The organism is Bacillus sp. 7_6_55CFAA_CT2, from assembly GCF_000238655.1.
GTDB classification, from domain to species: domain Bacteria; phylum Bacillota; class Bacilli; order Bacillales; family Bacillaceae_G; genus Bacillus_A; species Bacillus_A cereus.
In genome coordinates this window covers 194,409-213,881 of record NZ_JH414713.1, presented here as the reverse complement: position 1 = coordinate 213,881, position 19,473 = coordinate 194,409, and the positions used below count along the sequence as shown (strand labels likewise).

Sequence of the window (19,473 nt, the reverse complement as noted above, 5' to 3'; positions counted from 1 at the left end):
CATAAGTGACAGCCGAAGCCGCCTTTTCAATTTCGAACCATGCAGTTCAAAATGTTATCCGGTATTAGCCCCGGTTTCCCGGAGTTATCCCAGTCTTATGGGCAGGTTACCCACGTGTTACTCACCCGTCCGCCGCTAACTTCATAAGAGCAAGCTCTTAATCCATTCGCTCGACTTGCATGTATTAGGCACGCCGCCAGCGTTCATCCTGAGCCAGGATCAAACTCTCCAATAAAGTTAGTTTGTCTAGCATCTAAAATAAAAATTGACGTTTCACGTTGTTTGTTTCGTTCAGTTTTCAAAGAACTACTTAGTCGCTCATTCGCGACTTCCTTATGTTAACATCTTCATTTTTCAATGTCAACTAAGTTTTTCAATTTCTTTTTTGTCGTTTTCTGCGTTTCCGCATCAGCGACGGTTATTAATATATCATGCAGTATATACAGGGTCAATACTTTTTATAAAAAAATTTCACATCCCGTTAAAAACTTAAAAACCGCTGTAAAAATCCTTATAGCGTCCATTCATTCTTCATGGTCCCCCTCCTATTCATTTCATATCTTATCCCTTTATCAATTTACACGAGAGTGAAAATTCTAAATTGTATGTTATATTATTAGTATAGGAGCGTGGTGAGAATGAGCATTAAGTATTCAAACAAAATCAATAAAATCCGGACCTTTGCATTAAGTTTAGTATTTATCGGCCTCTTCATTGCATACTTAGGTGTCTTTTTCCGCGAAAACATTATTATTATGACAACGTTTATGATGGTTGGCTTTTTAGCTGTTATCGCTAGCACTGTCGTTTACTTTTGGATTGGTATGTTATCTACTAAGACTATCCAAATTATTTGCCCAAGCTGTGATAAGCCAACAAAAATGCTCGGCCGTGTCGATGCATGTATGCACTGCAATCAACCTTTAACACTAGATCGAGATCTAGAAGGAAAAGAATTTGATGAAAAGTATAATAAGAAGAGTTATAAATCATAAGTATCAAGGGAAATACGAATTTGCAACACTACAAACGTTTCAACTCATTAAAAAGTTGATTTATTAAAAAATCAACTTTTTAATTGTTTTATTAAATTTATTACACCTATTTTTTCGAAATAACAGTAAACATCCCTGTCATATTAGGCGAATAATCTTTAAAATCATATTTTTCGTAGAATGATGTTTTACCTTGCGACGCAAACAAACCAATGAATGCTTTATCTGGAGCATTCTGATTTAAGTATTCTACTAAAGTATTCATTATTTTCTTTCCAATACCATTCTTTTGATACTCTGGATGAACCACTATATCTTGAATATAGAAATAGATAGCCCCATCACCAACAATTCTCCCCATGCCGATGATTTGATTATTATCCTTGACTGTTATACAGTAAATCGAATTTTGAAGTGATATTTCCGCCACCTCAAAGTTCATATAGTTAGTCCATCCCACAGAATCACATAAATATTTATATTCTTCCAATGTTGGAATGTTATTTTTAATCTCATATTTCTTCAAAATGTCCCCTCCCAGAATTCATTTCCACCAATACAAAGTAAATTCGACAAACTTTTATCTAACCCTTCTTACTAACTTAGCACTGTAAATCCCGATTAGCCTCACTCTAATCCTTATATAATAAAGAAAGAGGCTGACGTATAGCCGTCAGCCTCTTTCTTTATTATATATTACGCCTTATGACACTCTGGACAAACGCCATAAATTTCTAAGCGATGACTATTGATAACGAAGCCTGTCGTTTTCGCAGCTTCCTCTTCCAGCTTTTCCAAGCCTCCATAAGGAAAATCAACAATCTTACCACATTTTTCGCAAATCACATGATAATGTTGACTTGTAACATAATCAAATCTACTTGAAGCGTCTCCATAAGTTAATTCCTTTACAAGTCCAACCTCTTTAAACACACGTAAGTTATTATAGACAGTTGCAACACTCATATTTGGAAACTTACCTTCTAATGCTTTATAAATATCATCCGCTGTTGGGTGCGTCATTGATTCCACAAGGTACTCTAAAATAGCATGACGCTGTGGAGTAATGCGTACACCCGTATTTTTCAGCATTTCTAGCGCTTCTTTTAATTCTTCTTTGACCACCGTCATGCACCCCGATTCTATACGGATTATTATTTTATAATTCTTATAAAGAGTGTACTCCTTTTCTTATAAATCGTCAATATTTCTACTATAAGTATGTAGTTTATTTTTATATTCAGGACTTGTTTTTATGTATCTTTCCCTTTTTTCTTCATATATTCCATAGAAAAAAGTGCGACATAATCGCACTTGGAATACTATCATCTGAGGAGGTATGCCCTACACTTCCACTTTATGTAAGGGAGTAAAATATGTATAGACACTTGCCTTGTTTCTGCATATTTTATCTCCAATGTAGATTTATTTTATATAAGAAAGAACATCCTCAATATGTCCTTTCACTTTCACTTTACGCCACTCTTTTACAAGTTCACCGTCTTTATTAATAAGGAATGTAGAACGCTCGATTCCCATATACTCTTTCCCAAAGTTCTTTTTTAACTTCCAAACATCGTATAACTCTGCTACTTTATGATCTTCATCTACTAAAAGTGTAAATGGCAATTCATGTTTCTCAATGAATTTCAAATGTCTATTCGCTGAATCAGGACTTACTCCAAGAATAACCGTATCCTTCTCTTGAAATACTCCATACGCATCACGAAAATCGCATGCTTCAGTTGTACATCCTGGCGTCATATCTTTCGGATAAAAATAGAGAACTACATTTTTACCGCGGAAATCAGCTAGGCGAACTTCTTCTCCGTTACTTCCCTCTAATGTGAATTCTGGTGCCATTTCTCCTACTGTAATCATAGTTATCACTCCTACTCTTTTCCTTTACTATAACAAATGCTTCCTTATTTTTCATTGTCTATTACAGACCTCATCACAAAAGCAAAAGGGAGTGTATATCCAATTAGCGCTTCTGCGATTGCAATCCATCGCCCAATTCCAATCGGAGATATGTCACCATATCCAACAGACAATAAAGTAACTGCGCTAAAATATAAACAAACTTCGACGAGTTGAAAAGAATGAGCGTTCAAACTTTCTCCGTCCTCTTTCAAAACTGCGAAACCCATTTCCTCTAATACAACGTAACTTAATCCAAATGCGATTAGTACTGTTGTATAGATTAAAAATAATGTGGCCAAATTATAGAGCGAAAAAAAACGCGTTGAATCCGAATAGGAACTCCATAATAATTGGACACTTTTCAAAATAGCGATTGCTGCAATTAATAGAATAAATCCCCATAACATGTCCTCCACCTCATTTTATATGTATGAGGTGGAGAACTGATTTATCCCTTAGAAACGAACAAGCTTCTATAATTAATTACCCGCGCCACGATACCTTTTTACCCCTTGGTTCCAGAGGGTGATTGCAATCGTAAAACAGATAATACCAACCATTGGCGTCGCAAATGCATAACTATTCCATTCTGTTTTTCTTAAAAAGTATGCCGCTGGATATACTCCAACAAATGCAAACGGTAAAACAAACGTTAAAATGAAACGAATTACACGATTATAAATATTAACAGGATAGCGCCCGTAATTACCTATGTTATACATAAGAGGCATAATTGAACTTTTCGCATCCGACCAAAAACCAAGGCTCGCCAGCGTAACAAATATCCCTCCATATACAAGTGCTCCTCCTCCTACCATCAATATAAATAAGAAGAAATCATACCAGTAAAAAGATAATTGTAACTCCACAGCTGCATATCCCATTACAACAATCCCTGTAATAGCTCCAATTAAAGATTCAAGTTCCATTCTTTCTAATATAATTTGAAATAGGCTATGGATCGGTCGCGTTAATACACGATCCATCTCCCCTTTAATAATGTATCGATCATTAAAATCCCATATATTAAAGAAAGCTGAAAAGATGGCAAATGGTACTAAAAAGAAACCATAAATAAAGATTACCTCTTCTCGACTCCATCCCTTCAATGCTTGTGTATGCCCAAATACAACGAGAATAAATATTAAATTAACTGCTTGAAGCGATAAATCAGAAAGTAAACCAACGATAAAATCGCCTCGATACTCCAATTTCGTTTTTATATATTGACTTGCATATTGTAAAAATAAGTTTATATATAGCATCTCATCATCCCCCTTGTACAATTAGACGTTTTCTCGCCGTTCTCCACATGAGTACAATTGGAATAATAAGTACAATCGCCCAAATCACTTGAAATACTAAAGCCTCATACAACTTACTCCCCTGTATACCTTCAGAAAAAATCATACTTGGAATATAACTAATAGCCTGAAACGGTAAAAACATCATTGCTTTTTGGGCCCATAACGGATAAAAACTAATTGGTAATAATAGACCTGAAAATAAATCAATAACAACGCGTTTTGCATACATAATTCCACTATTATTAAATAGGAAAAACGTAAGCATTCCCGTCATTAAATTAATTTGTGTATTAATAATAAAGCTAAATATTAAAGATAAGAAGAAATATAACCAAGTTTGAAAATTCGTTGTAATTTGCAACGAAAATAATAACGTAACGATAACCATGCCTGGAATGGAAAAGAAGGCAAAACGGAATATTCCCTCGCCAAGACCTTGCATAACTTTCATTCCCAAATAGTTATACGGACGAATTAATTCTACAGCCACACGTCCTTCTTGAATCTCCATCGCAATTTCCCTATCTATATTATTAAAATAGAAGGCACGTGCCATCCACGCGATTGCGATATACGTGGTCATTTGCGAAATAGATAAACTTTCAATATTCTCTTTTCCGCTATAGATTGCTTGCCATAAAAAATAGTAAGCACCGATATTAATCGTATAAATTAAAATCCCGCTATAGTAATTTGTACGATACGCAAGCATCATTAAAAAGCGAATTCGAATCATTTCAATATACTTACCCATGCGTAATACCTTCTTCATAAATGTTACGAATAATTTCCTCTGTAGACACTTCGTTAATTTTTAAATCTTTAATTTGAAATGCTTGTACTACTTTAGAAATAAGCATTGAAATAATAACTTCTTCATTCGGAATTTTTGCAACCCATGCATTTTCCTCTTTCGCTTTCGACCAAACGACATGATTATCTGGCATAACCATTGATAAAGCCTGATAGGAAACTGGTGCAACAAACTGAAAGTGAATTTCCTTCTCTGCTCCCCACTGCGTACGAAGATTACTTAAAGAACCGTCATACATAATATTCCCTTCATCCAGCATGATAACGCGCTCACATAAAGCTTCAATATCAGTAATATCGTGTGTTGTTAATAAAATTGTTGTTTTATAACGTTCATTCATTTCTTTTAAAAATTCACGTATTTTCAATTTCACAAGTACATCTAACCCAATTGTTGGCTCATCTAAAAATAATAACGGTGGATTATGAATTAAGGCTGCCGCTAATTCACAACGCATCCTTTGACCAAGAGATAATTTTCGAACTGGTTTATCTAATAAAGGCCCTATATCTAACGTTTCAATTACGTGCTCCATGTGCTCCTTATACTGAGCATCTGATACACCGTACACTTTCTTTAATAAACGAAACGATTCTTGTACTGCAATATCCCACCAAAGTTGCGAACGCTGTCCAAAAACAACACCAATTGTTCTTACAAATTCTTCTCTTTGTTTATGTGGGTTCATTCCATTTACTGTGATTTGCCCTGATGTCGGAGTTAAAATCCCCGTAAGCATTTTAATTGTTGTTGATTTACCAGCACCGTTCTCACCGATATAACCAACCATTTCACCTTGCTTTACAGTAAAAGATACATCATTTACTGCTGGTACTATTTTATAATTACGATTTAATAAATCGCGAAATGCACCCTTTAAGCCCGGACGACTTGAATAGGCTGTAAACTCTTTACGTAACCCTTGTACCTCAATTACCGATTTCATAATCGGACCCCCCTCCTAAATGTCACAACGAATAGTTTACCCAACTGCCTGCGCTATCACAAACAATACGTCTTTTCGAAAAACATGTTAGAATAATACATAGATTTTTGTAAGGAGATGAATTGTAGTGAAATTCACAAAGTCAGAAGCATTACATAAAGAAGCTTTAGAGCATATCGTTGGCGGTGTTAATAGTCCTTCTCGTTCTTTTAAAGCAGTTGGCGGCGGCGCTCCTGTTGCTATGGAACGTGGGAAAGGCGCTTATTTCTGGGATGTAGACGGAAATAAATATATCGATTATTTAGCAGCATACGGTCCTATTATTACTGGACATGCTCATCCGCATATAACAAAAGCAATTACAACAGCTGCTGAAAATGGGGTACTTTATGGAACACCAACAGCGCTAGAGGTAAAATTCGCAAAAATGTTAAAAGAAGCAATGCCTGCATTAGATAAAGTCCGTTTCGTAAACTCTGGTACAGAAGCAGTGATGACAACGATTCGTGTTGCTCGTGCTTATACAGGTCGCACAAAGATCATGAAATTCGCTGGTTGTTACCACGGTCATTCTGATTTAGTACTTGTGGCAGCTGGATCTGGTCCTTCTACTTTAGGAACTCCTGACTCAGCTGGCGTACCACAAAGTATTGCACAAGAAGTTATTACCGTTCCATTTAATAATGTAGAAACTTTAAAAGAGGCTTTAGATAAATGGGGTCATGAAGTAGCAGCTATCCTTGTAGAACCAATCGTTGGAAACTTCGGTATTGTAGAGCCTAAACCAGGATTCCTTGAAAAAGTGAATGAACTTGTTCACGAAGCTGGCGCACTAGTAATTTATGATGAAGTTATTACTGCTTTCCGCTTTATGTACGGTGGTGCTCAAGACTTACTTGGTGTGACACCTGACTTAACAGCGCTTGGTAAAGTTATTGGCGGCGGCTTACCAATCGGTGCTTACGGTGGTAAGAAAGAAATTATGGAACAAGTTGCTCCGCTTGGACCTGCATACCAAGCTGGTACAATGGCAGGAAACCCTGCTTCTATGGCATCAGGTATCGCTTGTCTAGAAGTGCTTCAACAAGAAGGGCTTTATGAGAAATTAGATGAACTTGGTGCAATGCTTGAAAAAGGAATTTTAGAACAAGCAGCGAAACATAATATCGACATTACATTAAACCGTCTAAAAGGGGCTTTAACTGTATACTTCACAACAAATACAATTGAAGATTACGATGCCGCACAAGATACAGACGGTGAAATGTTCGGTAAATTCTTCAAGCTTATGCTTCAAGAAGGAATTAACTTAGCACCTTCTAAATACGAGGCATGGTTCTTAACTACAGAACATACAAAAGAAGATATTGAATATACAATCGAAGCTGTCGGCAGAGCATTTGCCGCCCTAGCAGACAATAAATAATCCCGTCATTAAAAGGAAAAAAGAAAGCTCACCTTTCTTTTTTCCTTTTTTCTATTTCATAAATCACGTATTAATAGTATAATTATTCATAATTATCTGTTTTATATTCTTTTACAGCATTACTATCTCTGTGTACAAGGTGATTCGCACCTTAAATAGTAAGATTATTCTAATTTTTACAAAAGGGGGGATTGACGGATGCTCAATAAAAAAATACATGGACACCGTCTTTATTTCGAGATTATAGAAATGCAGAACATGATGCGTGTGGAATCGTTTCCGTTATGGAGAAACGAAAAATTGCTACAAAAGAAAACATTGACCTTTGCATACAATCACTCGTCAAAATGAATCATAGAGCTGGTTTCATTAATGGTGAGGGCGATGGCATCGGCATTCACATTGATATACCAAAAACGCTTTGGAATGAAAAACTAAAAAGTAGCGGATATAATCCAACGATTGTGGATCATCCCCACTTTATCGTTGGACATTTTTTTCTAAATAAAAAAGAAGACATTACTGCCTTAAAAGATTATATTCGTACGCAATTAAACAACAAAAACTTTACTATCATTTTCGAAAGTGATGATGTAACAAACTCAGATGCGCTCGGTCCACTTGGTAAACAAGAAGAACCTTTATTTTGGCAAGTTGCCCTTATCGCAGAAAACGAAATTACAAATATTGAGCAAACATTATTTTCTGTCACAATAAAAATAGAGGAAAACGAAGCAATTCATGTTGCTTCATTAAGTCGTGATCATGTTGTATATAAAGTTCTAGGTGCTGGTGATACGCTTGTTGCCTACTATAATGATTTACAACATCCGCTTATCGCTTCAACTATGACATTAGGACATAACCGCTACTCTACTAATACATTATCTAATTTTTTTCGTGTACAACCATTTAGCATTCTCGGACATAATGGTGAAATTAACACAATTGCGAAATTACGCGATCAAGCCGAAATGATTGATGTACCACTTACTGCAGGAGGCAGTGACTCTCAAGATTTAAACCGCACCTTAGAAACCCTACTTGTTCAATACAACTACAGCTTATTTGAAGCAATGGAAATTCTATTCCCACCAATTATTAATGAAATTAAACTTTATGAAACACCTTTACAAGATTTATATACGTATATACGTGAAGCATGGGGACATTTTGCCCAAGGACCAGCTGGCATCATTTCCCGTTTTAAAGATGAAGCTGTTTTCAGCGTTGATTCCCTTGGATTACGCCCAGTATGGAAAGTAGAGACAGAGAGCTCTTATATTTTCTCTTCTGAACCTGGAGTTGTATCACCAACTAAATATGTAGCAGAACCAAAACCACTCGCTCCTGGAGAAAAAGTCGGATTAAAATGGAATGAACAAGCTGAACTTGTTCTTTATGAATATGACAAATATCAAATCCAAGTATATAACCGTTTTAAAAAGCGAATTGATACTACCAATTACCATTTAAATTTATCTATCCCTGAAACGAAAAAAATCCAAGGGCTATGTGATTCTGTTCAAGTTGAAACGAAACAATACGTCGCTTTCGGATGGGACCGAGAACATATTCAACTCCTTGAACAGATGGCAACAAAAGGCGTTGAGCCAATACGCTCACTTGGGCATGACTCACCACTTGCCGCACTTGATACTGATAGACGAAATATCGCTGACTTCATTAAAGAAAGTGTAGCTGTTGTTACAAACCCTGCAATTGACCGTGACCGTGAAATTGAACACTTCTCTACACGTACTGTACTTGGAGAGCGTCCAAGTTTATTAAGCGGCGCAAAACGGCCATTTGTAGTTGAAATGCTTTCACCAATTATTTTAGAAGGAAGCGTGGCACAACCTATTGCAGAGGAATTACACACAATTACGTACGAACAACTCATAGAGCTATTTAAAACTCATAACTCTATCGCCACAATCTCTGCTACATTCAGCTCGTCAGAAACTCTACAATGTGCATTAAGCCGCATTAGTTCTGAAGCGATAGCTGCTGTTAACAACGGTGCTTCCCTACTAGTATTAGATGACGCAAAAGCCCATCTAAATGAGCGATTGTGGATTGATCCACATTTAGTTACTGCTAAAGTACATCAAGCATTAAGTGAAAATAAATTACGCCGCAATTGTTCTCTCGTTATACGTTCTGGTGCCCTTCGCTCCTTACATGACATTGTCACGCTATATGGATTAGGAGCAGATGGTATTAATCCATATTTATTATTCGCGACTGTAAATGACGGAACAAAAACACCAATTACGAATCTGTATAATGCACTTAATAAAGGATTAGAAAAAGTCATTTCAACAATTGGAATTCATGAGTTACGTGGTTACGGACGTCTCTATTCATCTATTGGGTTACATGAAGAAATCGCAAATATATTACAGATTACAAATTTCTTCGGTTCAAATGATTTAGCTTTTTCACTTGAATCACTTGCTGAAGATGCAAAAATGCGAGCGGATGATTATAACAATCCTAAAATTAGAATGCGAAAATCATTTCATATATTCCCGCGAATTTGGAAAGCAATCGGCGATGTTGCAAAAGGAAATTCTTATGATGATTACCGTGACAAGTTAAGTGAACTAGAAGAGAATAATCCCATCGCAATCAGACACCTTGTTCAAACGAAACAAACAAAACATGTCGTTCCAACTGAAGAAGTATCTATCGGCATTAAAAACCATGATTTTCCATTCATTATTAGTTCTATGTCATTTGGTTCTCAAAACGAAATTGCCTTTCGCGCATATGCAGAAGCGGCCGATCAGCTAAATATGATTAGCTTGAACGGTGAAGGCGGCGAAATTAAAGATATGATTGGAAAATATCCACATACACGTGGACAACAAGTGGCATCTGGGCGATTTGGAGTAAATGCCGAACTACTAAACTCATCGAACTTAATTGAAATCAAAATCGGTCAAGGCGCAAAGCCTGGGGAAGGTGGGCATTTACCTGGTTCAAAAGTAACAGCCAAAATCGCTGAAGCACGTAATGCGACAATTGGCTCAGATTTAATTTCACCTTCTAATAACCATGATATTTATTCAATTGAAGATTTAGCTCAAATGATTACGGAAATTAAAACAGCTAATCAACTTGCCAAAGTAGCCGTGAAAGTCCCTGTCGTTCCTAATATCGGAACAATTGCTGTCGGTATCGCCAAAGCTGGTGCTGATTTTATTAACATTAGCGGATTCGATGGCGGAACAGGTGCTGCACGTATTCACGCCTTGCAACATGTAGGTCTTCCTGTAGAAATTGGTGTTAAAGCCGCTCACAACGCTTTATTAGAAGCGAGCATGAGACATAAAGTAGAGATTTGGGCAGATGGTGGTATTCGAAGTGTAAATGATGCCTTGAAAATCATGCTTCTCGGAGCAAACCGTATTGGATTTGGCACACTATCAATGATTGCAATCGGCTGCACTACTTGCCGTGGGTGTCATCTAGATACTTGCCATGTCGGAATTGCGACACAAATCGAGTCTGAAGCACAAGCAAAAGAACATGGGTTACGCCGCTTCGTCCCACGCGAATTAGAAAGCGCAGTTACTGGCCTGCTAAATTTATTCACCTCTTTCGGTATAGAACTAAAACGATTAACAGGACAGCTTGGGTATAAAAATTTACAAGCAATTGTTGGGCGTTCTGATTTATTAGAGCAAGTTCGAGGCGAAAATTTATTAAACTTACGTAATTTATTACAAATAATAGAACATCCATCTGTTACAACAACAGATGGCGTACCAGAAAAACAATTTAAGACAGTTCATTCCGCTGACTCAAAAGAATTAGTAGGCGTTGGTGTAGAGCAACGCGTTATGGGTGGTCTAGAATCATGTTATCGCGTTCGCAGTAAACTATATGAAGCTACTCAACTTGAACCACTTACATTAAAGTATACGAATGGTTCTATTCCCGGAAATGGGTTAGGCGCTTACAATAGTGAAAATTTATTTATACACGTAAATGGCGGCGCACAAGATGGCATTGGTAAAACTTCCTTTGGTGGTGGGATTTATATAACGAAATCAAAAGGAAAAGACGGAGTATATTATAACGGTTCTGTCGGAAAAGGATTTGGATATGGTGCACAAAAAGGGGCACTATACGTGCAAGGGAACGCTGATGCTCGCGCTGGCATTCGCCTTTCTGGGGCAGACATGATAATTGGAGGTAGAATAACAAAACCACTCCGTGAAAAAGAGCAAGGAAATATAGGGGCATACTCCAATATTAAAGGTTTTGCTTTTGAATATATGACAAATGGGCGAGCGCTTGTTTTAGGTGACCCTGGTCCATGGATTTGTGCTGGCATGACTGGCGGTGTTGTTTATTTACGTCATGATTCAAACTTAGGCCTAACAGAACAGGCCTTAAAAAGAAGAATTGCAAAAGGGGCAAATGTTACATTACAATCAATTAGTAAAAATGGTTTGAAAGATGTAACTGAATTATTGCTAGACTATATTCGTGTACTAAACGAACATGAGCAATATGAGGAAGTTGCTTTATTAACAGCATTATTAGATGATATACAGAACCAGTTTTTTGAGATTATCCCGAAAAAAGAACAGGCAGACCCATCTATCTCAACAGAGTAAAATGAGTAATTTTCATTATTAAGAAAAAATTGACGAAGTACGCTTCTCATAGTAATCTATAGTAACAATTTGAGACCTGCTGAAATTCAGCAGGTTTTTTTACTAAAAACTGATGTTTAAAAGGAATTAGGAAAAATTATAAAGTGAAACTTTAATTAGCCTACACCAATCGAGCGTTTACCGGCATCTAGCTTCTAATTTTTGAGGCAGGAATCTTACTACTCACAATTAGCGGGATAAAATGAAAACTAATTTCTTTTAACGTCACTAAAATATCACTTGCTAACATATTGTAATGAATGTATAGTATCATGTTGTACATTCATTATGACAAGAGAAAGGATCTTATTAAGGGTATGAAACTTGGTGCTCGCATTTTAAAAACGGGTATTGCCATCACGTTAGCTTTATTTGCTTGTATTTTACTTCAATTACCGAGTCCGGTATTTGCGGGAATTTCAGCTATCTTTGCTGTTCAACCGTCTGTATACCGTTCTTATTTAACAGCACTTGAACAAATTCAAGCAAATGTAATTGGTGCGATATTTGCTATCGCATTTGCTACTGCTTTTGGACATAATCCTTTTATTATTGGATTAACATGTATATTAGTAATTGCTCTTACATTACAATTACGATTAGAAAACACAATATCAATTGCTTTAGTAACAGTTATCGCCATTATGGAGTATCAAGGCGAAGATTTCTTTAGTTTTGCCTTACTTCGATTTGCGACGATTATGATTGGTATTATTGCGGCTTCACTTGTAAATTTAGTATTTATGCCGCCAAAATATGAAACAAAACTTTATCATCGTATCGTTGATAATACAGAAGAAATTGTAAAATGGATTCGAATGAATAGCAGGCAGGCTTCTGATTTTACAACGCTAAAAACTGATATTGATCGTATGAAAGAAAAAATGATCAAACTAAATCATTACTATTTGCTGTATAAAGAAGAAAGAAGCTATACGAAAAAAGTAAAGTTCGCAAAAATTCGTAAGCTCGTTTTATTCAGACAAATGTTAGCGACAACAAGCCGTGCTTTAAGTACGTTAAAATCATTACACCGTACTGAAAATGAACTGCGCTATATGCCAGAAGAATTTCAGGAATCTATCCAAAACGAACTTGACTCATTAACGCATTATCATGAACAAGTTTTATTAAAATTTATTGGTAAAGCAAAAAAACAACAATCAGTTGAAATGCTTGATGAAGTTGAAACAGGTAAACAAGAATTAATTGATATCTTTATGGAATATCAAAATAAAGACGATGAAGAAGCATATAAAACATGGTTACATCTCTTCCCTCTTATTTCTTCCATCATTAACTATAGTGAAGAAGTAGAGCATTTAGATTTGCTTGTAGATAGCTTCTACACATATCATAAACCAGAAAAAGAACTCCAAATCGATGATAAAAAAGAAGACGAATAAAAAAACAGCTCCTTTTATGCTAAAGGAGCTGTTTCTGTTATATGTTGAAGTTGATATAAATTGTAATAAAATCCTCTTTTTCGCATTAACTCTTCATGAGAACCAGTCTCTTTAATCTCACCGTCTTCAATGTAAATAATCGTATCAACATGTGTAATCGTCGCTAATCGATGTGCAATTATAATCGTTGTCCGGTCAGCAGCTAACGTCTGAAGCGCCTCTTGAATATACCTTTCATTTTCTAAATCTAATGCTGAAGTTGCTTCATCTAATATAAGTACCGACGGATTCTTTAGAAACACTCGTGCAATTGCCACGCGTTGTCTTTGCCCGCCTGATAGCTTCACACCACGTTCTCCAACGACAGTATTATAACCATCTGGTAAGTCTATAATAAAATCATGAATTTGCGCAGCTTTGGCAGCTGCAATCACTTCTTTCTCTGTAGCTTTCGGATTTCCATATAAAATATTAGCTCCAATTGTATCGCTAAACAATAAATTATCCTGCAGTACAATTCCAATATGACTACGCAAATTTCTCATATTGTACTTTCTTACATCTATGCCATCTACATAAACCGCGCCTTCAGAAACATCATAGAAACGCGGGATCAAACTAGCAAGAGATGACTTTCCTCCCCCACTCGCTCCTACAAGCGCTACTTTCTCTCCAGGCTGCATAGTTAATGACAAGTTGTGTAATATCTCTTTTTCATCTGCATTATAACGAAAAGAAACATTTTCAAATACAATTTCTCCATTTAATTTTTTCGTTTGTACCGCATTTGGTACATTAACAATATCGTATTTTTCATCTAACAGTTCAAACACACGGTCCATCGATGCAAAAGATTGTGTTAATGTTGTAGATGAATTAACAAGGCGGCGAAGCGGACTATATAAACTATCCATATATCCAACAAAAGCTACCATCGTTCCTAGCGTTAACTGCCCTTGAATTACTTCATATGCTGCAAAACCAATCACAAGTAACGGACCTAAATCGGTTAACGTATTTACTGCCGAAAATGTTCTTGCCGTCCAACTTGTATGGGTTAATGCTTTCGTTAAAAATTCATTATTTCTTTTTTCAAACTGCTTCCCCTCATACTCTTCTAACGCAAAGCTACGTGTCACTTGCATTCCTTGAATACGTTCATGCAAATACCCTTGCATCGTCGCTAACGCTTGTGAACGCTCTTTCGTCAATTTCCGAAGACGTCCGAAAAAATATTTCACTGCAATTACATAAATAGGTAAAATCAATAACGCAACAAATGTTAATTTTATATTCATAGAAAACATAACAATGATAGCAATAGCAATTGTTGCAGTATCTAACCAGACGTTCATCAAACCAGTAATTACAAAATCCTTCGTTTGTTCTACATCATGGATGACACGCGAAATAATCTCCCCTGTTTTTGTATTGGAGTAATAACGTAAACTTAACTTTTGTAAGTGACCGAAAATATGCTTCCGCAAATCATACAGTATTGTATTTGCGATACGTTGGGCGAAATATTGACGATAATATTCAATCGGTGGTCTTAATACCGCAAAAATAAAAAAAGCAATTCCAATCGCTGTTATTAATTGAGATGTTTTATCTTGAAGTGAGCCCGCGCCTTGAATTACATCATCGATAATATACTTTAATAACCACGGCATAATAAGTGGGATACCGAACTTAACTAGTCCAATAATAATTGTAATAGCAATAAGCCATCGATATGGTTTAACAAATTGTAAATATCTTTTTATGCCTTGCACATAATCCCCCCTCTAATAGGACAAACCTGCCGGGAAGCCCCCTGCAGGTTTGTTTTAATTTCTGTACATTAAATATCGTTCATACCACATATCTACGAAGTCTGGTGCAAATGGACCTTTTCTTTGATGAATCCACTGTGTTAAATGTGCTACATTTCGTTTTAAAATTGTATCAATAACAGGTGGATACTGCATAATTTGACTATGTTTTTCATACTCATCTTCATCTAGAAGCGTATATGTCATATCTGGATATACTTTAATATCTAAATCATAATCAATATACTTTAATGCTTCAGGATCATACGCAAAAGGTGAGCTTAAATTACAATAATAATATACGCCATCTTCCCTAAGCATCCCAATCACATTAAACCAATAGTTGGCATGAAAATAACAAATTGCTGGTTCACGAGTAATCCATGTTCGGCCATCCGATTCTGTAACTACTGTACGATCATTCGCTCCGATTACAAGACTCTGTGTCCCTTTTAAAATTGTTGTTTCTTCCCACATTCTATGAATGGAGCCATTATGTTTATAACTATGTATTTGTACTTTTTCTCCTTCTTTGGGAAATCCCATATATGCTCCCTTCTTTCAACTGCAAATGCCCTTTGAACGGCATTCACTTTTTTTCTATTATAACTTTTTTGTCGAAATTTTAAAACTAAAGGGATAAGACTCTATTTTTCAAACTGAATATGCAGGAGGTTTATCGTTGAATACTATGCCCCAACTCTTCTTAAGAGATAGGGATTGTACTGCATTATTTATAAGCGAGGACATGTAATAGAAAAAGCCCTTCTCTATTTCCATACAAAGAAGGACTTTTCACCTGAAGATAACAATATATCTTACCCTAAATTTGAAATCATTTTTTCAGTTGCAAAAGATTGAATTACACTATTCGTTTGTTCTTCAAATTTCTCATGTAACATCTTCAACGCTACTTCTGTTCTATATATTTCCTGACGGATAAAATGCAGTTCTTTTTTATCGCACGTATCTTTTTCATTCATTTCGATTTGTTGATACTTCTCTAGATGTGCTTGTAACTTTAACAACTCATCCATCGTTTCTAATTGCTCCCCTACCAACTTATCAAAATCGTTCATTACTTACCCCCTTTTGGACTTATTCATCAGTTATTATTCCTAATTACATAATTCTAATTGTTAACTTCCTTCTCCTTTGACTACATTTGTTGACTTATTAGAAGTTATGTCGTTCGCTTTCTTTTCATTACAACGATCCACGCAAAAAGAAAACACTTCTCCCGAATTAGAGAAGTGTTTTTCTTTCATTACTGATTTGAGCTAGAAGATTGTGATTGTTTTGCAGCTGACTTAGCATTTTGTTTTTTCACAGAATGCACGTCTGTTTCAGTTGCAAATTCTGTACCATAACTAGCGTTTGCACTTTGTGCACCAGAAGCTTGTGCTTTCTTTGCTTCTGATTGTGCGTTTGCTTGTTTTACAGCTTGTACATCTGTTTCAGTTGAAAACTCTGTACCATAACTAGCATTTGTACTTTGAATGCTAGCACCAGAAGTTGCTTTGTTATAACCTTGTTGTTTTTTACTCATCTTTCTCACCTCCACAATCAATAATGTAACCAATTCACTTAGAAGCTATCCGTAATTTTCTTTTTTAAAATTTCCGCATATAACTTTTGTTACTCATTCAAACTATAGAAAATGGAGGTGTAAATATGTATATAGGACGCGATATGACTGAACTAACGATGATTTCAAAAAATGAATGGAAAGAAGATGAATTAGCTTATTTTCATCACTCACTACAACAGGTTCTGCCTTATTTAAATGTAGAAGGGCAAAGTATTTACAAAGAAATTGTAGTAGAAATCGAATCAAGAGGCGGCTTACAAGAAGGTGAAGCTAGTTGGACTCATGGGACAAAAATTTCTTACGATTAAAAAAGTGTTCCCTAGATTGGGAACACTTTTTTATTTATTGCATTGTAATTTTCTCCACACAATTTTCATAAATAGTACGGTGTGATTTTGAGAAAGGTAATTGCTCAAATACCTCTTTTGATACAAATTTTAATGTATCTGTATCAACAATATTACCTGTTACTTTTCCGTAAAATACAAATATATCCCAAGTACGATGTGTAAACGTATGTTGTACATTCATTGCGTATTCATCAATAGAAACCTCGAGCTCAAATTTTTCTTTCATATAATCTATAAGCTGTTCCTTCTGATTTCGAATACTTTCTCCAAGTTCCACATTCGGAAACTCCCACATGTTAGCTAACAAACCTGTACTTGGACGTTTATTAATAACGTAACGACCGTCTTCAGTTTGAAGTACACCTGCAACAATAGGTACCATTTTAGGAGCTTTCGCTTTACTTTTTACTGGTAATTCTTTTTGAACACCTTCAGCATATCCTCTGCAATGTTCACGTACAGGACAAAGTAAGCATGCTGGATTTTTCGGAATACAAATTAGTGCACCTAATTCCATCAATCCCTGATTAAAATAAGATGGGTTTTCTACTGAAATAATTTCACGCACAATCTCTTCAAAAACTTTTCGAGTCTTTGGTTTTGCAATATCACCCCATACTGATAAAATACGAGATAATACACGCATAACATTTCCATCAACTGCCGGCTCTGGTATACCATATGCGATACTTAAAATAGCACCTTTTGTATATGGTCCCACTCCTTTTAACTTTTCAATTTTCTTTACATCACTTGGTACAACTCCGCCGTATACTTCTTTTACCTCTTTTACTGCCGCATGTAAATTACGTGCTCTAGAATAATATCCTAAACCTTCCCATGCTTTTAATACTTCTTCATCATCTGCATTCGCTAACGCTTCAAGTGTAGGAAACTTCCCCATAAAATTTGCGTAATATGGTTTTACAGCTTCTACTCTTGTTTGCTGTAACATAATTTCAGAAACCCAAACGCGGTATGGATCTTTATTCTTTCTCCATGGTAAGTCGCGCTGTTCTTCTTCAAACCAACCAATTAAATCATTTTGAAACTGCTCTATATTAAAATTGTTTAGTATTTCAAGTGTCAAACTTGATCCCCCTCATTTTTTTGCATATAAGTACTATTATAAAGATTTTAGGAAAAAATTTAAGTAAGATGATACAGGAAATAGAAGGCAAAGGACTTGAGGTATCGAATAAAAAGAGTTACATTAATAAAAAACGGAGGTGGATTTCTATGGACACAGCCACTCACCTTGTTATGGGTATCACTTTAGGTAGCTTAGCAACATTAGATCCAGCCATAGCACAAAGTGATATTGGCCCCCAAGCTGTTATGCTTGCTACAATTGCTGGTTCCAACATTCCTGACATTGACACAGTTTTAAAATTGCGTAATAACGCTAAATATATAAGAAATCATCGTGGGATTACTCATTCTATTCCTGCGGTAATTCTTTGGTCATTCCTTATAAGTGGCATCTCTTTCGCCTTCTTTTCAGACGCTCCATATCTTCATCTACTGCTTTGGTCATTTATTGCTGTCTTCCTTCACGTCTTTGTAGATATTTTCAATGCCTATGGTACACAAGCATTACGGCCTTTCACAAAAAAATGGGTCGCACTCGGCGTGATTAATACATTCGATACCGTAATTTTCTTTATCCATATACTTGCAATTGCTTGCATGCTCGTCGGTTCTCATAAGGGATATACAGCTTTAGCGGCATATATATTAATGATTGTTTACTATATCGGACGGATTATGATGCACAGAAATATAAGAAGCGTTGTACACAAACGTTTCAAAAATGTCGAAAAGATTATCATTTCTCCTTCTTACCGATTTTACCATTACCATTTAGCAATCGTTACGGCTGATTATTACTACGTTGCGAGATGGCACCGTGGTAACATCATGATATATGATAAGTTCGATCGGGTACCGTTCCCAGACAATAATATTATGCGAGCAGCTAAACAAGATGAAAACATCTCGGCCTTTCTATCTTTCTCTCCTGTATATCGCTGGGATATTTTTGATCATGACCATTATTATGAAGTACGATTCATTGATTTACGATATCGAAGTAAAGATTATTATCCATTTGTTGCAATCGTTCAGCTCGACCACAATTTAAATATTATTAGTTCCTATACAGGATGGATCTTTAGTGAAGAAAAGCTTCGAAAAAAACTGGAATTACTTCCACATTTAAAAAAANA

At 35.9% G+C, this 19,473-nt stretch carries 17 protein-coding genes, 1 rRNA gene and 1 pseudogene; 6 read left to right on the top strand and 13 right to left on the bottom strand.

Annotated elements, in window-relative coordinates; all coding sequences use genetic code 11:
* Positions 1-235 (bottom strand): 16S ribosomal RNA (locus HMPREF1014_RS25670); the annotation flags it as partial.
* A gap of 403 nt (positions 236-638) precedes the next feature.
* Between HMPREF1014_RS25670 and HMPREF1014_RS25665 the strand changes: the two genes are divergently transcribed.
* Positions 639-995, top strand: a complete 357-nt coding sequence (locus HMPREF1014_RS25665) for a YgzB family protein (protein ID WP_000025058.1) — start codon at positions 639-641, stop codon at positions 993-995.
* Positions 996-1,101: 106 nt separating this feature from the next.
* On the opposite strand, the gene HMPREF1014_RS25660 is transcribed toward HMPREF1014_RS25665, so the two are convergent.
* From HMPREF1014_RS25660 to HMPREF1014_RS25630, 7 genes are all read right to left on the bottom strand, one after another.
* Positions 1,102-1,521: a GNAT family N-acetyltransferase gene (locus HMPREF1014_RS25660; RefSeq protein WP_000759738.1), complete on the bottom strand. Its 420-nt coding sequence runs from the start codon at positions 1,519-1,521 to the stop codon at positions 1,102-1,104.
* Positions 1,522-1,691: 170 nt separating this feature from the next.
* A complete protein-coding gene (gene perR, locus HMPREF1014_RS25655) occupies positions 1,692-2,120 on the bottom strand; it encodes a peroxide-responsive transcriptional repressor PerR (protein WP_000237829.1) in 429 nt (142 codons plus the stop codon).
* A 300-nt stretch (positions 2,121-2,420) separates the two neighbouring features.
* Complete coding sequence (gene bcp / locus HMPREF1014_RS25650; RefSeq protein ID WP_000633710.1) at positions 2,421-2,876, bottom strand: thioredoxin-dependent thiol peroxidase; 456 nt, start codon at positions 2,874-2,876, stop codon at positions 2,421-2,423.
* A 44-nt stretch (positions 2,877-2,920) separates the two neighbouring features.
* Complete coding sequence (locus HMPREF1014_RS25645; protein ID WP_000964343.1) at positions 2,921-3,325, bottom strand: potassium channel family protein; 405 nt, start codon at positions 3,323-3,325, stop codon at positions 2,921-2,923.
* A gap of 72 nt (positions 3,326-3,397) precedes the next feature.
* Positions 3,398-4,183, bottom strand: a complete 786-nt coding sequence (locus HMPREF1014_RS25640) for an ABC transporter permease (RefSeq protein WP_000965775.1) — start codon at positions 4,181-4,183, stop codon at positions 3,398-3,400.
* Between the two features lie 4 nt (positions 4,184-4,187).
* Entirely contained in the window at positions 4,188-4,979 is a 792-nt protein-coding gene (locus tag HMPREF1014_RS25635; protein ID WP_000521519.1) for an ABC transporter permease, read from the bottom strand.
* Positions 4,972-5,985, bottom strand: coding sequence for an ABC transporter ATP-binding protein (locus HMPREF1014_RS25630; protein ID WP_000843658.1), 1,014 nt, complete (start codon positions 5,983-5,985; stop codon positions 4,972-4,974). The genes HMPREF1014_RS25635 and HMPREF1014_RS25630 overlap by 8 nt, the downstream gene beginning before the upstream one ends.
* A gap of 127 nt (positions 5,986-6,112) precedes the next feature.
* On the opposite strand from HMPREF1014_RS25630, the gene hemL reads away from it, so the two are divergent.
* From hemL to HMPREF1014_RS25615, 3 genes and pseudogenes are all read left to right on the top strand, one after another.
* Positions 6,113-7,411 (top strand): glutamate-1-semialdehyde-2,1-aminomutase, encoded by a 1,299-nt coding sequence (hemL, locus tag HMPREF1014_RS25625; RefSeq protein WP_000673239.1) that lies wholly within the window; start codon positions 6,113-6,115, stop codon positions 7,409-7,411.
* A 198-nt stretch (positions 7,412-7,609) separates the two neighbouring features.
* Positions 7,610-12,045, top strand: a pseudogene (locus tag HMPREF1014_RS25620) (glutamate synthase-related protein).
* 356 nt (positions 12,046-12,401) lie between these two features.
* Positions 12,402-13,490 carry an aromatic acid exporter family protein gene (locus HMPREF1014_RS25615; RefSeq protein WP_000765787.1) on the top strand — a complete coding sequence of 363 codons (1,089 nt, stop codon included), beginning with the start codon at positions 12,402-12,404 and terminating at the stop codon, positions 13,488-13,490.
* A gap of 14 nt (positions 13,491-13,504) precedes the next feature.
* Here HMPREF1014_RS25615 and HMPREF1014_RS25610 read toward each other — a convergent pair whose 3' ends face one another.
* From HMPREF1014_RS25610 to HMPREF1014_RS25595, 4 genes are all read right to left on the bottom strand, one after another.
* The gene (locus HMPREF1014_RS25610; protein ID WP_001161601.1) at positions 13,505-15,265 is read right to left on the bottom strand and encodes an ABC transporter ATP-binding protein; all 1,761 of its coding nucleotides are present in this window, start codon (positions 15,263-15,265) and stop codon (positions 13,505-13,507) included.
* A 54-nt stretch (positions 15,266-15,319) separates the two neighbouring features.
* The gene (gene ntdP, locus HMPREF1014_RS25605; RefSeq protein ID WP_000506624.1) at positions 15,320-15,850 is read right to left on the bottom strand and encodes a nucleoside tri-diphosphate phosphatase; all 531 of its coding nucleotides are present in this window, start codon (positions 15,848-15,850) and stop codon (positions 15,320-15,322) included.
* 272 nt (positions 15,851-16,122) lie between these two features.
* Entirely contained in the window at positions 16,123-16,383 is a 261-nt protein-coding gene (locus HMPREF1014_RS25600) for a YgaB family protein (RefSeq protein ID WP_000997575.1), read from the bottom strand.
* A 188-nt stretch (positions 16,384-16,571) separates the two neighbouring features.
* Positions 16,572-16,853 carry a gamma-type small acid-soluble spore protein gene (locus tag HMPREF1014_RS25595; RefSeq protein ID WP_000039046.1) on the bottom strand — a complete coding sequence of 94 codons (282 nt, stop codon included), beginning with the start codon at positions 16,851-16,853 and terminating at the stop codon, positions 16,572-16,574.
* 125 nt (positions 16,854-16,978) lie between these two features.
* Between HMPREF1014_RS25595 and yfhS the strand changes: the two genes are divergently transcribed.
* A complete protein-coding gene (yfhS, locus tag HMPREF1014_RS25590; protein ID WP_000275436.1) occupies positions 16,979-17,203 on the top strand; it encodes a mother cell protein YfhS in 225 nt (74 codons plus the stop codon).
* A 34-nt stretch (positions 17,204-17,237) separates the two neighbouring features.
* Here the strand turns inward: yfhS and mutY are convergent, their stop codons facing one another.
* Complete coding sequence (gene mutY / locus HMPREF1014_RS25585; RefSeq protein WP_000171399.1) at positions 17,238-18,335, bottom strand: A/G-specific adenine glycosylase; 1,098 nt, start codon at positions 18,333-18,335, stop codon at positions 17,238-17,240.
* A gap of 149 nt (positions 18,336-18,484) precedes the next feature.
* Here mutY and HMPREF1014_RS25580 point away from each other — a divergent pair.
* The coding region (locus tag HMPREF1014_RS25580; RefSeq protein ID WP_009327609.1) for a metal-dependent hydrolase at positions 18,485-19,473 on the top strand (989 nt) is incomplete at its 3' end.

What these genes read in the sequence shown, in the direction of transcription:
- HMPREF1014_RS25595 (WP_000039046.1), bottom strand. Translation starts at nt 16,853, where the DNA reads ATGAGTAAAAAACAACAAGGTTATAACAAAGCAACTTCTGGTGCTAGC.
- HMPREF1014_RS25640 (WP_000965775.1), bottom strand. Translation starts at nt 4,183, where the DNA reads ATGCTATATATAAACTTATTTTTACAATATGCAAGTCAATATATAAAA.
- bcp (WP_000633710.1), bottom strand. Translation starts at nt 2,876, where the DNA reads ATGATTACAGTAGGAGAAATGGCACCAGAATTCACATTAGAGGGAAGT.
- HMPREF1014_RS25645 (WP_000964343.1), bottom strand. Translation starts at nt 3,325, where the DNA reads ATGTTATGGGGATTTATTCTATTAATTGCAGCAATCGCTATTTTGAAA.
- HMPREF1014_RS25630 (WP_000843658.1), bottom strand. Translation starts at nt 5,985, where the DNA reads ATGAAATCGGTAATTGAGGTACAAGGGTTACGTAAAGAGTTTACAGCC.
- yfhS (WP_000275436.1), top strand. Translation starts at nt 16,979, where the DNA reads ATGTATATAGGACGCGATATGACTGAACTAACGATGATTTCAAAAAAT.
- HMPREF1014_RS25665 (WP_000025058.1), top strand. Translation starts at nt 639, where the DNA reads ATGAGCATTAAGTATTCAAACAAAATCAATAAAATCCGGACCTTTGCA.
- HMPREF1014_RS25635 (WP_000521519.1), bottom strand. Translation starts at nt 4,979, where the DNA reads ATGGGTAAGTATATTGAAATGATTCGAATTCGCTTTTTAATGATGCTT.
- HMPREF1014_RS25615 (WP_000765787.1), top strand. Translation starts at nt 12,402, where the DNA reads ATGAAACTTGGTGCTCGCATTTTAAAAACGGGTATTGCCATCACGTTA.
- HMPREF1014_RS25600 (WP_000997575.1), bottom strand. Translation starts at nt 16,383, where the DNA reads ATGAACGATTTTGATAAGTTGGTAGGGGAGCAATTAGAAACGATGGAT.
- ntdP (WP_000506624.1), bottom strand. Translation starts at nt 15,850, where the DNA reads ATGGGATTTCCCAAAGAAGGAGAAAAAGTACAAATACATAGTTATAAA.